The sequence below is a fragment of the Rhodococcus sp. 14-2470-1a genome, assembly GCF_002259425.1.
In the GTDB taxonomy this organism is placed as follows: domain Bacteria; phylum Actinomycetota; class Actinomycetes; order Mycobacteriales; family Mycobacteriaceae; genus Rhodococcoides; species Rhodococcoides fascians_E.
Genome location: NZ_NPFZ01000047.1, coordinates 97,333 through 111,240 on the forward strand (window position 1 = coordinate 97,333; position 13,908 = coordinate 111,240).

16 protein-coding genes are annotated in these 13,908 nt (G+C 62.3%); 5 read left to right on the forward strand and 11 right to left on the reverse strand.

The features are described from left to right. Positions 1-5: 5 nt before the first annotated feature. Both CH292_RS26630 and CH292_RS26635 read left to right on the forward strand, forming a co-directional pair. Positions 6-944, forward strand: coding sequence for a TniB family NTP-binding protein (locus CH292_RS26630; RefSeq protein ID WP_094656176.1), 939 nt, complete (start codon positions 6-8; stop codon positions 942-944). Continuing rightward, positions 941-2,167, forward strand: a complete 1,227-nt coding sequence (locus CH292_RS26635) for a TniQ family protein (RefSeq protein WP_094656177.1) — start codon at positions 941-943, stop codon at positions 2,165-2,167. The genes CH292_RS26630 and CH292_RS26635 overlap by 4 nt, the downstream gene beginning before the upstream one ends. Before the next feature lie 281 nt (positions 2,168-2,448). On the opposite strand, the gene CH292_RS26640 is transcribed toward CH292_RS26635, so the two are convergent. The 7 genes from CH292_RS26640 to CH292_RS26670 form a co-directional block, all read right to left on the reverse strand. Beyond that, entirely contained in the window at positions 2,449-2,997 is a 549-nt protein-coding gene (locus CH292_RS26640) for a recombinase family protein (RefSeq protein WP_094656178.1), read from the reverse strand. A gap of 281 nt (positions 2,998-3,278) precedes the next feature. Continuing rightward, complete coding sequence (locus CH292_RS26645) at positions 3,279-4,013, reverse strand: HAD-IA family hydrolase (RefSeq protein WP_094656179.1); 735 nt, start codon at positions 4,011-4,013, stop codon at positions 3,279-3,281. 7 nt (positions 4,014-4,020) lie between these two features. Continuing rightward, positions 4,021-4,737: an SIS domain-containing protein gene (locus tag CH292_RS26650; protein ID WP_143545809.1), complete on the reverse strand. Its 717-nt coding sequence runs from the start codon at positions 4,735-4,737 to the stop codon at positions 4,021-4,023. Between the two features lie 42 nt (positions 4,738-4,779). Then, positions 4,780-5,832, reverse strand: a complete 1,053-nt coding sequence (locus tag CH292_RS26655; protein ID WP_094656181.1) for a hypothetical protein — start codon at positions 5,830-5,832, stop codon at positions 4,780-4,782. A gap of 68 nt (positions 5,833-5,900) precedes the next feature. Next, complete coding sequence (locus tag CH292_RS26660) at positions 5,901-7,808, reverse strand: PIG-L family deacetylase (protein WP_094656182.1); 1,908 nt, start codon at positions 7,806-7,808, stop codon at positions 5,901-5,903. Further along, positions 7,805-7,978, reverse strand: a complete 174-nt coding sequence (locus CH292_RS29090; RefSeq protein WP_179278107.1) for a hypothetical protein — start codon at positions 7,976-7,978, stop codon at positions 7,805-7,807. The genes CH292_RS26660 and CH292_RS29090 overlap by 4 nt, the downstream gene beginning before the upstream one ends. 12 nt (positions 7,979-7,990) lie before the next feature. Then, a complete protein-coding gene (locus tag CH292_RS26670) occupies positions 7,991-9,229 on the reverse strand; it encodes an MFS transporter (protein ID WP_094656184.1) in 1,239 nt (412 codons plus the stop codon). Positions 9,230-9,371: 142 nt separating this feature from the next. Between CH292_RS26670 and CH292_RS26675 the strand changes: the two genes are divergently transcribed. From CH292_RS26675 to CH292_RS26685, 3 genes are all read left to right on the forward strand, one after another. Next, positions 9,372-9,626 carry a hypothetical protein gene (locus tag CH292_RS26675; RefSeq protein WP_143545810.1) on the forward strand — a complete coding sequence of 85 codons (255 nt, stop codon included), beginning with the start codon at positions 9,372-9,374 and terminating at the stop codon, positions 9,624-9,626. Positions 9,627-9,899: 273 nt separating this feature from the next. Further along, positions 9,900-10,460, forward strand: a complete 561-nt coding sequence (locus CH292_RS26680; protein WP_179278108.1) for a recombinase family protein — start codon at positions 9,900-9,902, stop codon at positions 10,458-10,460. Between the two features lie 238 nt (positions 10,461-10,698). Then, on the forward strand, positions 10,699-11,802 hold the full coding sequence (locus CH292_RS26685) for a GGDEF domain-containing protein (RefSeq protein ID WP_094656187.1): 1,104 nt from the start codon (positions 10,699-10,701) through the stop codon (positions 11,800-11,802). A gap of 159 nt (positions 11,803-11,961) precedes the next feature. On the opposite strand, the gene CH292_RS28730 is transcribed toward CH292_RS26685, so the two are convergent. The 4 genes from CH292_RS28730 to CH292_RS29095 form a co-directional block, all read right to left on the reverse strand. Then, entirely contained in the window at positions 11,962-12,210 is a 249-nt protein-coding gene (locus tag CH292_RS28730) for a hypothetical protein (protein WP_143545811.1), read from the reverse strand. A gap of 74 nt (positions 12,211-12,284) precedes the next feature. Next, positions 12,285-12,656: a hypothetical protein gene (locus tag CH292_RS26690; protein ID WP_094656188.1), complete on the reverse strand. Its 372-nt coding sequence runs from the start codon at positions 12,654-12,656 to the stop codon at positions 12,285-12,287. Further along, positions 12,656-13,201, reverse strand: coding sequence for a hypothetical protein (locus CH292_RS26695; protein WP_094656189.1), 546 nt, complete (start codon positions 13,199-13,201; stop codon positions 12,656-12,658). The genes CH292_RS26690 and CH292_RS26695 overlap by 1 nt, the downstream gene beginning before the upstream one ends. A 31-nt stretch (positions 13,202-13,232) precedes the next feature. Continuing rightward, positions 13,233-13,904, reverse strand: a complete 672-nt coding sequence (locus CH292_RS29095) for an LGFP repeat-containing protein (RefSeq protein ID WP_179278109.1) — start codon at positions 13,902-13,904, stop codon at positions 13,233-13,235. Positions 13,905-13,908: the final 4 nt, after the last annotated feature.

Genomic DNA, 13,908 nt, shown 5'->3' on the forward strand with positions numbered 1-13,908 from the left:
GCCCCATGACGCCCAGCCCGAAAAACAACGCCGAGCAAGCAAAGCTACCCGACGCGGACCTGGAACATCTCAGAGCAGCGGTCCGGCCACTCGCAGCCCTCGACGGCCCGGACCGGATCAGAGCGATTCGGTCTGAGAGGTGGATCGGGTACCCACAGGCACACGCGGTCCTGGACCGTCTGGAGACGTTGTTGTCGTGGCCTGACCGGCAACGAATGCCGAACCTGCTGTTGCTCGGTCCGACGAACAACGGTAAGTCGATGATCATCGAAAAGTTCCGGCGAACGCATCCGTCGATCAGCTTGGCCGACCGAGAGCGTATCCCGGTGCTGTGCATGCAGATGCCCCCGGACCCGTCACCCGGCCGGTTCTACCTTGCCCTGCACACCGCGTTGGGAACACCGACCCGCCCACGCAATCGGGTCCACGAACTCGAACAACAAGCATTGATGCTGCTCCGCGCCACTGGCGTCCAAATGCTGATCATCGACGAGCTGCATAATGTTCTCGCAGGCCGCGACAACGTCCGCCGCGAATTCCTCAACGTGCTGCGCTTCCTCGGCAACGAACTCCGCATCCCGCTCGTCGGCGTCGGCACCCGCGAAGCCTACCTCGCCATCCGCACCGATCCCCAACTGGAGAACCGATTCCACCCGATGACCCTGCCGGTCTGGACCAACACCACCGACACCAGATCACTGCTGGCCAGCTTTACCGCGAGCTTCCCCCTCCGCAGACCCTCGCACCTGACATCGCCGGATATGATCGACTACCTCCTCACCCGCTGCGAGGGCACCATCGGTGAACTGGCAACACTGCTCACCGCCGCAGCTGTCACCGCCGTCGACACCGGGGAGGAAGCAATCAACGCCTCGATCCTCACGCGCACTTTGTACGTAGGACCCACCGAGCGACGTCGCCAGTTCGAACGTCACCTGGCGTGACAGCACGGCCCGAGACGGAACCCGGAGACGACCGTATTCGCCCGTGGCCGCTCCATCCGGCACCACTGCCCAACGAGTCTTTGACGTCGTGGCTGAGCCGCACGTGCGAGGTGTACTCGCTGACCAACCCCGCCCACCTACTCACCGGCTTCGACATCGCAGCGCACGAACTCGATCGCTACACACCCGAGCCGATTTTGACCGCGCTAGCCGAACGGGGCGCGGTCCCTGTGGAGAGGTTGCGGCCGATGACGTTGGCGGGGTGGACGCCGTGGCTGCTCGACAGCACCGACCCGGCCGGCTGCGACTTCGACACCTACGTCCACCAGTTCTCGATCCTGCTACCAGCTGATCTTGCTATCGAGGATCAACGACGCCGGACACCCACAGACGACGCATGGCTGCCCTGGGTGAGCGCTATGGGGAGCCGGGCATGCCCGACATGTATCGACAGCCTCGAAACCACTGCCGACATCACGGTGTGTTTGCTGCAGCAAACCTCAGTGTTGAGCAGCTGCCTCCACCACCATTGTCGACTCGAGCCCTGTTTTGTCCTCCCCGGTCACGCAGTCTTCTGGGATCAGGTCCGCTTCGGTTCGGAGGAGCGAGTGCCACCCGTCCCGGTGTCCGCGGCGGTCACCGAGCTCGATCGACGTACCACCGCGGCTCTCAGAACGGGATGGGTGGAACTTCGAACAGGCCGGGTGCATGCCGCAGTCTGGTTTCGGCTTCTCCGCGCTGTCGTCGACGAAGTGTCTACGCCTTTGTGCCGCGCCAGCCGGTGGGCTACTCGACTGGTTGCGATCTGGAAGGCCGCCGGTTACTCGCGGCCACCGAGGGCCGCCCGGGTGCCGTTCGAAGACCTGCGCGGGGACGAGCAGGCGAAAGTGCTCGGCGCTGCTGCTGCCGCCATCACGATGATCGAGAACGGTGAAATCGACGGAGGCGGCGTCGACGCATCTCTGCTGCGCCCGCGTCTGTACGAGCCGGTCGATCCTGGAACGGCTCCGACACGCTCGTCCTATCCCGTACCTGAGCGCAATGCATGGGCCGAGGTGCATGCTGCGGCCGAGGAAGCGATCGCGGCAGCCCGCGTCGATCCCGCATCCGCCAGGTCGTTGTACGACTTCCTGCGCTGGGGATGCCGCACGGCGCAGAAGCTGGACGAGACGGTGCAACTATTCGTCGACCACGGAATCCCGCTGCACCATCCGCCGACGTAGTGCTCTCCGGATGGAGCGGAAGTTGACCGCCATGCATTTCGCGGCCACCGTCTATAGGGACCCCTTTCGCGTCGAGTCCTAGTCACCCAGGCAGTATGCGCGGTGACCGACGAGAATTTTCCTGCACCATCTCCGTGACAACGACTGTTCAAAGTACTTTCGCTTCTGCATCTTGACGGCGAGAGCAAGCTCGATGCCCAGGAAGCGGGTCCAGCTCAAGGGTTAAGAGTCGCGCCAGGGCGAAAATTGGTTCCCTGCGCCCCTGCCGGGCCGAGTCGCGACTACTTCAAATGCCGATACAGCGTAGACCGCGACACCCCCAACACCTCCCGAATGTCGGTCAGCGACATCCCGCCGGCGTGCATCCGCTTCGCCTGCTTTATCTGCGTGCTCGACATAGCCGGCGGGCGACCACCCAGCCGACCCTGCGCCCGCGCGACAGCTAAGCCCATATTTGTGCGCTCACGAATCAGGTTACGTTCGAACTCCGCCAACGCGCCGAAAATCGAGTAAAACAACTTGCCGCCGGAAGTGGTTGTGTCGATCGCTTCGGTCAGCGACCGAAACCCGACGCCGTCAGCGTCGAGCTGTTCCACCGTTTGGAGTAGGTGGGGGAGTGAACGCCCGAGCCGGTCCAGTCGCCAAACCACCAATGTGTCGCCGCGGCGCAAATGAGAGAACAGATCCGATAGTTGCGGCCGCGACGTCGTCGCGCCCGACGCGGTCTCGGTCCACACCCTCGAACACCCGGCAGCGCTCAACGCTTCTCTCTGTGCGTCGGCGCTCTGATCGGTCGTCGACACCCTCGCATAGCCCAAAAGTTCGCCCACAAGAGTCGAGTGTGTCAGAACTCGACATATAGACGCATCTATTGATCGAGGTTTTGGACATGAGTTTTGATACGCGAGTTCCGCGACGACCATGCGTCATTCGCTCGGCGTGTCTAAAACGGTCGTTTAAGACACGTTAGTGCGCTTGGCTGCGGAAGCTCGCTGATCGCACCCGGACGGCGTCCAATCGTCGTCTCTAGCGAATTTCGTAGACAAAGCAGCGCCGGTTCGTTTCCTTCTGCAACGGTGCCCGGGGCGAAGCGAGAGAGTGGACGCTTTACTCAATCGCGGGGAAGAGCACCTTCACAGTCGGGGTGTGACTGTGAAGATCGGGGTGTGACTGTGAGGAAAGAGAGATCGGGAATGCAGTCCACCACCGCCTCTTCGAGCAGATTTTGTCGTATCGACTCCGTCTCTGCTATGCCGATGACGGCAAGCCCCGCTGCCCGCGCCGCCCGGGCACCCGCAGGCGAGTCCTCCACGACGACGACTTCGGTAGCGGAAGCCCTCAGATGTTCGAGCGCGAGCAGATACGGCTCCGGGTGCGGCTTTCCATATCGAACGTCCTCTGCCGCAACAAGAATACGCGGAGACGGAAGTTTCGCCGAGTTGATTCTACGGAGCACTGTGCTCCGCGATCCAGACGTGACGATGCACCGTAGATCGTGAGGGATCTTTCCGTAGGTTTGCTGGGCGCCTCGGTGTGCACGCGTCGTACCGGCGAGAGAATATTCGATCGAGCGTAGAGCGTCGGTCTCGGTCTTCATGTCCAAGTGGGGCGCGACCAAGGCAATGAATTCGGGGTCGGTGAGGGCGTGGGCTTCTTGCCTCCACGTGCGCAGGTCCACATCGCGGCTGTGTGCCCACTGCTGCAAGGCACGGTCGATCTGGGGGTGCGAATCCACGAGTACCCCGTCGAGATCGAAGATCACAGCCGCGGCGTCGGTACGGTAGTTGCCGGTGGAAACGGTCAAGCGCGTCGTCTCTCGATGCGGGGAGGCGATTCGTGTGTTCATTCGACGGTCACGCTTTTCGCGAGATTACGTGGCCGGTCCAGATTGCGGCGCAGGTGAACTGCCACGTCGTAGACGGCACTTGCAGCGCGATGCTGCTCAGGATGTGATCGAGCAGAGGATGGAGTGAGGGCAGGGTGATCACGTGCGCGGCGTCGGGGTGTGGGCGTCGCTGGGCGCGATGGTCGAAGACGATGACGGTGCCGCCGCGTGCAGAGGTCTGAGAGATGGCGACTTCACTGCGTGTTCCGGGTTCGTCGTCGGTGAGGACGACCACCGTTGCGTGGTTGGCCGAGACCAGTGCCAGCGGTCCGTGTTTGAGTTCAGCGGCGTGGTAGGCCTCGGCGTGGAGGTAGGAAATTTCCTTCAGTTTGAGAGCACCTTCGCGGACGATAGGAAGAGACCCTTCTCGTCCTAGGTAATAGATGCTCTGGAAAGTCGAAAGCAGGGTTGCCGCGTCGCGGATCACCGAGTTCGCGGCGAGCGTCTTGGCAATGTAGTGAGGGAGTTCTTCGAGGTAGGGACGAAGCCCGCGCAGTGCTTCACCGGAGTCGTTGTCGCGGTGAGAATGTCGGTGACTGTCTCGTACCGCAGCGGCGATGGCGAGTCCGGCTAGCTGCATGTTGGTGACGACTTTGGTCGAGGCGACCGATACTTCTCGCCCGGCTTCGAGGTGCAGTACGGCGGGGCTTTCGCGGTCGAGGCTGCTGCCGCGGACATTGACCACGGACAGCACCGGTACTGCGGTCGTGGAGTGCGCGGGCGGCGGTCAAGGTGTCGATCGTTTCACCGGATTGACTGAATACGACGTGGGGCAGTCGCTTTCGATGACAGCGTCTCGGTCGAGGAAGTTAGTTGCGGACTCCGCGGTGGCGGGCACACGAGCGAGGCTTTCGACGAAGTGCGCGGCGAGTTCGCCGGCGTGCAATGCCGATCCGCAGCCAAGAAATTTCACGCGGCGGGGCGCGTGTCGTGTGAGGAATGTGTGCCACCCCCGGGCCTGTTCGGTGCTGTCGTAGAAGGTGGCGATCAAGCGTCCGGCCGCGGCGACTTGGTCATGGATTTCTTTGAGCATGTAGTCGGGATAGCCGCCGCGTTCCGAGCGCGCCGCGGCTGGTTCGTACATCGTCCAGCTACCGTCGGCGTCCGGGGCGCCAGCTCTGAGGTGGGCCAGATCGATGACTTCGCCGTTGCGGATCGGGCGATACATGATGCAGTGATCGGACAGTGCCGCAAGGTCGGAGGCTACGCGAGCAGAGCCGTCGCCGAAGATGCCGATCAGCAGAGGGCTGCCGTGGGCGGTGGCGGCGAGACTGTCCGGCTCGGTACGTGAGATGGCCAGGACTGCGTAGTTGCCGTGAATGAGCGCGGTGGTGGCTTTGAGCGCCTCCGTGATCGTCGAGTGATGCTCATCGATGTGCTGTTGTACGAGGTGGGCGATGACTTCGCTGTCGGTGTCGGAGCTCAAGGCCACCCCTTGAGCGCGTAGTTGCGCCCGCAGGGCGGCGGCGTTGCCGATGACACCGTTGTGGACGATGGCAACCGACCCGGTTTCGCTGACGTGGGGGTGGGCGTTGGCGTGGTTGGGTGGTCCGTGGGTGGCCCAGCGGGTGTGGCTGATTCCTGCGTTGGCCGGCGGGCGTGGGGTGAGCGCATCGTCGAGGGCTTGGACCGGGCCGACCGATTTGCTGACCACGATTTCTCCACCGGAGTTCACCGCGATGCCAGCGGAGTCGTATCCGCGGTATTCGAGAACATGAAGCGCATCGAGAAGCACTGTCGTTGCGTGTGTGGAACCGACGAAACCTGCTATACCGCACATGATGGGGTTCTTCCTTTGCTGCCTGAAGGAGAATGCCGGACTGGGGTTGTCAGAGGGCGGGCAGTCCGTTACATCCTGCTTCGACCGGGTAGGTGCGTGCGGCTCGGAATCCTTCGGCGTAGGAGACCCCGCATTGCAACCCGCGGATCTGTCCTTGTCTGTCGACGAAGGTCACGTAGTCGATGCCGTCGGTGTTCTGCAGCCATTCGGTTCTGGCTCTTGTGGCACCACAACATCTGCCGTTTGATGTCGACGGTGGTGGGGATGTCGACCCACAGTTCCGGTGAGTCGCCGACGAGGCCGAGAGGGTCCATGTAGAACACCGACGGTGCGGCTTTCAGGGGGTGGGTTCCGGTGTTGAACAGTGGGGCAGTGGCGAGTTGGCGTGCACTCATGGCGATGGTGCTGGCCGCGCGGTGGTCGGGGTGGTAGTCGTTGGGGTCGTGCGCGAAGACGATGTTCGGGGAGAATGCGCGTACGGCATCGACGACAGCTGCTCTGGTGTCGGGGTCGTCGTAGAGCATCCCGTCGGGGCGACCGATCCAGTACAGTTCGGCGCCGAGCAGGTGTGCTGCGGCCTGGGCTTCTTCCCTGCGGGTGGCAGCGACGTCGTCGGGGTCACCCGAGGGTGCGCTGAGGCGGCCGTCGGTGAGGATGCAGACCGCGATAGCGTGGCCGCGTTCACGGTATCGAGCGAGGGTGCCGGCGGCGAGGATCTCGATGTCGTCGGGGTGTGCTCCTATGGCCATGATGCGCAGGGTCATGCTGTGACCTCCAGTGAGAGTTGTTGGAAGAAAGCGAGTTCGGCTGTCAGCTGGGTGTCCGGCAGAAAATGGGTGCGAATGTGCTCGCGGCCGTGCTCGCCGATTCGGCGACGCCGCTGGGGTTGATCGAGTAGCTCGCGCACAGCACTGCCGAACAGATCGCTTGGGGCCATCGAGAGCAACAGTGGTTCCCTGCTCCGCGCTGGGGATCTGCAAACGTATCCCCCCGACAGCGGTAGCGACCACGGGGGTGCGTTTCCACATCGCTTCGGCGACCGTGAGTCCGAACCCTTCCGATCGGCTTTTCTGCATGACGACAACGGCATGCCGTTGCAGTGCATTGATGGTCAGCGCGTTGTCGGTGACATCGGACATCGGCAGGCACACCAACTGGACCCGGCGCCGGACCTGTCGCGGCAAGGCCCGCCACCGCGATACGCAATAAGCGAGGTAGTCCGCGGCCTCGGGGTCGTCGGCCACACCGGTGACCTCCGGACCAGCGAGAGTCAGATGCGCGTCGGTGAACGGGGCGATAGTGTGCTCGAAAGAATCGAGGACACCGGCCATGTCCTTGACCCGGTCCCACCGTGAGATCTGCGCAATCATCGGAGTGCGGCTGGTGGGAGGCGGTCCTTCGCGGTAGAGCTCGTAACCGGGTGGGATCCGTGCCGGCCGGGCCGGACCGTCGATGATTCCCCACCGCTCCAGACGAGCGTGCACCTCCGACTCGGTCAGGACCCGGTTCTTTGCGGAGGTGGGGTCGATGAACGGTGCGATGCTCATATACGGCAGAGTGGACAGGGTCGGGGGCCGGAAATCGTCTGTCGTCGCAATCAACCCGTCGGCGCGGCTGATGTAGCGGTGGAGAAAGTTCCAGGGCCGCACGGAATGCTCGTTGGGGCGATCGGCCCCGTTGTGCGCTCGCCATGTCACGATCGCGCCGAGTTCGCGTAGCGCGGTGCACAGGCCCGCGGTCTGTGGATCGTGCAGGACGACACGATCACCCGGAACGACGAAATGTGCGATCTGTTCGGTCAGCACACGCGATACCTGTTCGTACAGCACGGCTTCGGGCTCTCCGAGCGGACCGCCGTCTCCGGCGATACCCGAGACGCCGTTGTCGATGCGTTTGGTGATCTCGAAGAACTCAGGCGGCCCGTCGATCACCAGCCATCGAGCCGCGATCCCTACCGCCCTGGCCAATCCGATCATGGGTGCAGCATCTCGGCGACACCTCCGCCTGCAGCGGTGGAATTGATATGCCACAGCGTCGCGGCGGGCGGGGAGCTGCGCGCGGTGTCGAACAACGAGTTCCACCGCTGTGGTGTCACTTCCGTTTTCAGAGCATCCGGCTCGTACGATTGGACGTCGACTTCGGTCACGTGGGGCATGGTTTACCTCTCGGCGAACTCAGTAGAAGGAAGGAGACGAGATGGACTGCGCCGCAGAGAAGTCGACAACAATCCCAGAACGATCGAGCACGTACAGGCAACGAGGACGAACGCAGACACCAGGCCGGTGTGATCGGCCAAAAACCCCACCAGCGGGGGACCACCGAGATATGCGCCGTACCCGACAGCGCTGACCCGCGCAGTCGCAGCGGCCACACCGGCGCTGCTGCGACGGCCGGCCTCGGTGATCAGCAACGGGAACAACGGACCCAACGCGATACCGATCACGCCCATCATCAGCACGACACCCCACGGGCCGTGCTGGACAAGCACACCGACAACAGTGGCCACCGCAACGACGGCTGCAGCACACATCATGGTCGCCGCTGGACCGAGACGGTCGATGATCAGATCCCCGACAGACCGGGAGAGGAACATCGCGCTACTGAACACCACCACCGCAGTGGCACCGACGACGCTGCCGCCGCCGAAATCCCGTGACACCAGCAGCGCAGACCAATCGGTGACCATGCCCTCGACCAACAACGCCGCAATCGCCATCATGCCGATCACCGCCGGAATCGCCAGCAGGCGTGTGACCCTCTCGACCCACGAGCCCCTGGGGCCCCCGTTGTCGAGTCGAGAGCGAATCGAATGCACCTGAGCATCCGGCCTGGGGCCCTGTCGAGGAAGGAACGTCGATGCAGTCCCCACGAGAACCAGCAAGGTGATACTGACGCCCACGAAGTGCGCGGCAGTGGTGACATCGAACTTTGCCGTCGCGGCGCCCGAGGCGGCACCGGCAAGAACTCCCAAGCTGTAACCGCCATGCAGGCGGGAAAGGATACGAAACCCGCCGCGATCCTGATATTCGATCGCGGCGGTGTTCATCGCCACGTCCAAGCACCCGCTGGCGGCCCCCAGCACCGCCAGTGACAGCCCCAGAAACCACCCGTTCGGAGCAAGTGCGATCAACGGCAGCGCGCCAGCGAACACAATGGCCGAGACCGTGCACACCAACCGTGACGGCACAGATCGCAGCAGACGTGCTGTGCCGATCAGCGCTGGTACCGAGCCTGCCGCGACCCCGAGCAGTGCCCACCCCATCTGACCGTCGGTCAACGACAGTTCGGATTTGACCTGCGGGATACGCGGCGCCCAGCTCGCAAGGACAGCACCGTTGACGAAGAAGATGATCCACAGCGCCATCGACGGGCGACGGGATCGAAAAAAAGCAGACATGGCAACCCTCGTGGTCGCCCTGTCGGAATCAGGTGCCTACACCCCCGAACGGGCAGGAGTGCTACGGCATCAACTGTGAACACAGAAAGCAAACCATGCCGTCCGAATCCCGTCAAACCAGTACGACTTCGAGGCCGGCCGTTTGACTCGTCGCATCAACGGCATGATTTCGGAGGCGTTGCGGTCGTATGGTCTCGGTCATGTGCCGTTCGATCCCGAAGCTCTCCCGACCAACCAGTACGCGCTGGTGCGGGTCTACGATGCGACAGCTCCGGTGGGCAAGGCAATCGAGTCCGCACATCTTCCCGGCGACGAGAATGATCGATTGTTGAGAGAGTCGGTCAAAGGTGATGCTGCGCAGATTCTTTCGAAGATTAGGGCGTTGGTCGAAGAGTGACCGATCGACCGTGACCGCGCTAACGATCTCGAAGGGGAGTGGTCCTGTTCGCTTCCGACATTGTGAGGTCGTCTTATGAAACCGACAAGCTAAACCGAGACACACTTGCGACCGCGATGGGCGAAAAGTGCAGTCCACTTCTGAAACAGTGCAGTCGTCTTCTGAAACTGACAACGAGCGTTTGTGATCCAAACGTGATGTGTCTCAGAAACCTGTCTCACGCCCTGACGCGTCGCCTGTGCCATGTCGGCCGTTTCTGAGACAGTCATCCTCGTGAGCGCCGTTTTGGGATACATGAGAGTTTCGACCACCGATCAGTCGCTGGATCTGCAGAGAGACGCACTGGCGGCCGCCGGATGTTTTCGGGTCTGGGAAGAGACCGCATCCGGAGCCGACCGGGACCGGCCGCAGCTTCAACTTCTTCTCGACAGTGTGCGCGCCGGCGACGTCGTCGCCGTGTGGCGGCTCGATCGACTCGGCCGATCGCTGACCCACCTCATCGAGACCGTCAACCTCATCGAAACCAAAGGCGCATCACTACGCAGCATCACCGAAGGAATCGACACCTCCACCATCGGCGGACGCTTGACCTACAACATCTTTGGCTCACTCGCCGAATTCGAACGAGACCTCGTCAAAGAACGCACGATGGCCGGCCTCGCCGCCGCACGAGCTCGCGGCCGCATCGGCGGACAACCCGCCAAGATCGACCCCGACAAAGCTCGCCACATCCGCAGAATGCTCGACGACGGAACACCGAAAACAGAAATCGCGAAAGTACTCGGCATCGGGCGGGCGACTCTCTACCGCCACCTCGAGACTCTCACGCGATAGCGGTTTCGCGCTTAGAGCAGGAGCACCGATATGGCCGAGGTGAGGGTTGCAGGTATTGATTCCGTGAACGACGTCGGTCGGGTCTGTGACCTGCGCGAACGAGCACTGGTTTGCGATACCGACCCGACTGTTTTCTGGCACAATCAGCTCTTGTCACCGCTGGACGTGGGGTCGGCCCGGTAGTTCACTATCGGGCCGCGGTGACACCTCCACCGCACAGAAGGCCCCTACCCGAACAATGCAGCTGCTTCATCGATGGTGGACCCACCCCGCCGACTACGCCTGGACCGCGGACTATTACCGCTCCAATCCACTGCTGCGGCATGTCCGGCTCGCATTGGGGACCTGGTGTTGGCTCTACGCGGTGCTGTGTGTGCTGGCGGCCTTCACCCCCGCCGGTGCTCCAGATGGAACGCCGCAGGTCCTCGCGTTCGCTCTCGCTACCACCGCAGCCGTGATCGGGGGATGGTGGATCCGCGGGCCGTGGCCCAGCGAAACCACCTCACGGCTGTTCGTGACCTACCTCGAGCTCTCTGCCGCTGCAGCTCTACTGATACTCGCCGATCCGTTCGTGGCGCTGCCGTGCGCGGCAGCGTTCGCGGTGATCGGAGGTTACATCGCAGCGGTGCACAGCCCGAAAATGATCGTCGCACACCAACTCTGGGCGGCAACGATTACGGCAATCCTGTTCGTGCGCGCCATCACCGAACCAGGCGCCGACATCGTCCTCGCCTGCGCGTACCTGCTGCTGCTGACGTTGGTGCTGTTCTCCGCCCCGATGTTGACCCATGTACTACTGCTGTTGCTGCGCCGCGACGCAGCAGCAGCGTTCTACGACCCGCTCACTGGTCTGCGGAACCGTCGTGGTCTCGCTGCCGCGATCGCCGAACCTAGAACCAACTCTGGCCTGCAGGACGGTCCTGCTGCGGTGGCGGTGGTGATGGCGATCGATCTCGACGACTTCAAAGCCGTCAATGACCGGCACGGCCACGCCCACGGTGATCTGGTCCTGCAACACACCGCGAACGCCATCTACCATCACTTTCCGCCGCCGGCGATCACCGCCCGCACCGGGGGAGAAGAATTCGTGATCGTCACCCACACCCACGATCCAGCGGAGGCCATCGCGGACGCTACCGCATTGCAGCGCTGGTTCGCGGCGCTACCGGATAGTGCAGGAACCACAGTCAGTATCGGTGTCGCACACGATGATGCATCCAGACTCGCGGCCACGTTCGAGCAGATCCAAAGCCGAGCAGATGCCGCGATGTACGCCGCCAAACACGCAGGCGGAAACACCCTCCACATCCACCGGCAGGACCGTGCACCCGCCGACGAATGACCGAAACCCAGCACACCGATCATCGTCACCCGCAGTTGACGTGACGAGCGAGGGCGACACCGGGCGTGTAGCCAGTGCCGCCCTCGGCCACAACGATTCGGGCGTCGCAGCACATCGGACTGTATCCCGCGCGGCGTGCATTCGACGGAACCGGTGAGGTCAATAGCCGCCGGAGTTGCATTTGCCGACTGCGGGTTGGTTGCTCACGAACGACGAATGCACGAACAGCCAGTTGGTGTAGCCACCATTGACGGGGACGTAGACCTGGAACCAGCGGGGAGAGCCGTTGTAGGTGTCACTGTCCACCAGCACGACATGTCCGAAACCTTGGTACGTCGGGCCTGAACCGTCGTTGGCTACCTGCCCGACCAGGCAGGCAGAGAGTTTGGCATAGCGTCGAGCTGGCATATTTGCGACGGTTTGGCACCAGCGTGACCGCTTCCACTCCTCAGGAAGGGAAGGGCCAGCTGGTGCCGCCGCGCTCAGATCGAATCGATTGTTGCCGGCCTATCACCGTCAGTCACATTGGTAACCCACGAAATCTCCGCCTTCAAGCTGTTGCCTGCACTTACGCGCTCCCTCGGCTCCAATATCAAGTATCGAGCAACTTCGGTCGCCCGCTCCTCGGGCGTCGCGTCCGTGAGACCTGTAGGAGATTCGTCCACCAGCCAATCGACACCGTACAGATCGTCCGGCCTCGTCTGGGGGAGGGGACGAAAGACAACCAGCAACCTGCGCCCGACCGTCCACGACCGCAGGATCAGGGGCTCCTGGAGGCCGAACAGTCGCCAATCACGGCGGACGACTGCCGCGACGATCTCCGCGAACTCATCGATATCGTTCTCTTGGTTCACTAAACCGGCACCTTAGCCATCCAGTCCGGGCACAACGGCGCGGTTGCCGGGTTTTCGCAGTAAATCGAAATGTTTCCTTTTCTCTTGTCTGACGTAGTCATGTTCTGATCCAACCGATTCGACTCGACTGATCGCACCCACTGGATCTCACCGGTTGCTCGGCAATTGATAATCCAGAAGGAGCATTGGACTCGCTCGAAATAATTGCGGAAGACCGCCGTGGTCGGATCGGCGTCAGGAGCGCAACCAGCCAAGACTCCAACCGTTGCAACCCATACCCCAAATTTTCTGATCTGGTGGTAGTTGTACATTTTGTCATATCCGAAGCCGGTGTTGCCCACGTAGTAACCCCGACGCAGCAACGTCTCCTGGCTTCCCCACCGCGCGCACACCACCGGATTCTTCATCAAAATCTCACTCTGATACGAAAAAGGCGGGGCAGTGGGGGTCTGCGCGACCGCTCTCGGTGCGACGCTCTGCGACAACGTGGAAAATGCGACGATTAAGGTAACGGCAAACACAGCAAAAGCGCGTACGTACTTCATGTCAGTGTCCTTTTCCTAGAATTGAGCGAGCTCAACGGCCCCAGATGAATGCAGATCCGTCGCTGGTGATTCCGGCCACGGCACGTTGAAATACTTGCTTCTGCGGAACACCGGGATTCGGCGCGGCGGCTGCAGCAGCCCTAGCCTGTGGATCTTCGCCCGCGCGTGCAACCGTGGGCGATGCCCCGATCTCGGTATCTCGTGCCGGTAATCCCATTTTGCCGGTCTCCCAACTTTGAGTACCCCAAATCTGCATCATCTCTCGTGTGAGGTAGACAGCGCCGGTTGATCCTGACCAGTAGATCGAGCCTCGCTGGAAGTGATTGAATCTCGCAGCTCCGTTCGGTGTGCCGAATTCGTCGCTTATCGGGTAACCCAGATTGCCACCTTCGTAGCCGTACGCAGCCCACTTATCGCCGATCGCACCACCCACTGGGTGGGCGTCAGTGGACGAGGACCAGTAGATCGTCGCGCCCTCGAATTGCTGCCGCTTGCCGGCTCCGTCGGGGTTGGTGAACTCGTCCGTTTTCGGATAGCCCAGAAAGCCGGTCTCCCAACGATACTCACCCCACTTGTCACCGATTCGACCGCCGACTGGATGGGCCCCAGTCCCAGATGACCAATAGATGGTGGCGCGCTCGAATAGCGTGCTACGCCCATTTCGGACCGACAATACGTTTTCATCGGACTTCGGCCAACCCACGAAA

Bases quoted from the DNA above. Each gene is read 5' to 3' on its own strand.
- CH292_RS26695 (WP_094656189.1), bottom strand. From the start codon at position 13,201: ATGAAGTACGTACGCGCTTTTGCTGTGTTTGCCGTTACCTTAATCGTC.
- CH292_RS26670 (WP_094656184.1), bottom strand. From the start codon at position 9,229: ATGTCTGCTTTTTTTCGATCCCGTCGCCCGTCGATGGCGCTGTGGATC.
- CH292_RS26660 (WP_094656182.1), bottom strand. From the start codon at position 7,808: ATGATCGGATTGGCCAGGGCGGTAGGGATCGCGGCTCGATGGCTGGTG.
- CH292_RS28730 (WP_143545811.1), bottom strand. From the start codon at position 12,210: ATGCCAGCTCGACGCTATGCCAAACTCTCTGCCTGCCTGGTCGGGCAG.
- CH292_RS26685 (WP_094656187.1), top strand. From the start codon at position 10,699: ATGCAGCTGCTTCATCGATGGTGGACCCACCCCGCCGACTACGCCTGG.
- CH292_RS26630 (WP_094656176.1), top strand. From the start codon at position 6: ATGACGCCCAGCCCGAAAAACAACGCCGAGCAAGCAAAGCTACCCGAC.
- CH292_RS26655 (WP_094656181.1), bottom strand. From the start codon at position 5,832: ATGTGCGGTATAGCAGGTTTCGTCGGTTCCACACACGCAACGACAGTG.
- CH292_RS26645 (WP_094656179.1), bottom strand. From the start codon at position 4,013: ATGAACACACGAATCGCCTCCCCGCATCGAGAGACGACGCGCTTGACC.